This is a genomic window from Staphylococcus sp. 191 (genome assembly GCF_011174885.1).
Classification (GTDB): Bacteria; Bacillota; Bacilli; order Staphylococcales; family Staphylococcaceae; genus Staphylococcus; species Staphylococcus coagulans.
In genome coordinates this window covers 1-343 of sequence record NZ_PNRJ01000048.1, presented here as the reverse complement: position 1 = coordinate 343, position 343 = coordinate 1, and the positions used below count along the sequence as shown (strand labels likewise).

Annotated in this window: 2 tRNA genes; both read right to left on the bottom strand. The window is 43.1% G+C overall.

Annotation, left to right across the window (positions count from 1 at the left end):
• Positions 1–78: 78 nt before the first annotated feature.
• Positions 79–154, bottom strand: a tRNA-Ala gene (locus tag C1H58_RS12160).
• Positions 155–191: 37 nt separating this feature from the next.
• Positions 192–268: transfer RNA gene (locus C1H58_RS12155), tRNA-Ile, on the bottom strand.
• Positions 269–343 lie beyond the last annotated feature (75 nt).

The window sequence follows — 343 nt, the reverse complement described above, 5'->3', positions numbered from 1 at the left end:
AAGCTTTCGCTTGTCACTCGGTTTTGCTTGGTAAAATCTATACTTACTTATCTAGTTTTCAATGTACAATCAAATTAATGGTGGAGACTAGCGGGATCGAACCGCTGACCTCCTGCGTGCAAAGCAGGCGCTCTCCCAGCTGAGCTAAGCCCCCAAATATTTAAAATTAATGCACCATTTGTTTTTTCAAATGGTGGGCCTAAGTGGACTCGAACCACCGACCTCACGCTTATCAGGCGTGCGCTCTAACCAGCTGAGCTATAGGCCCATTTGATTTTGAATCCTCAAATGAATGAGCATTCAAAACTGAATACAATATGTCATGTTAATTCCGTCTATCACC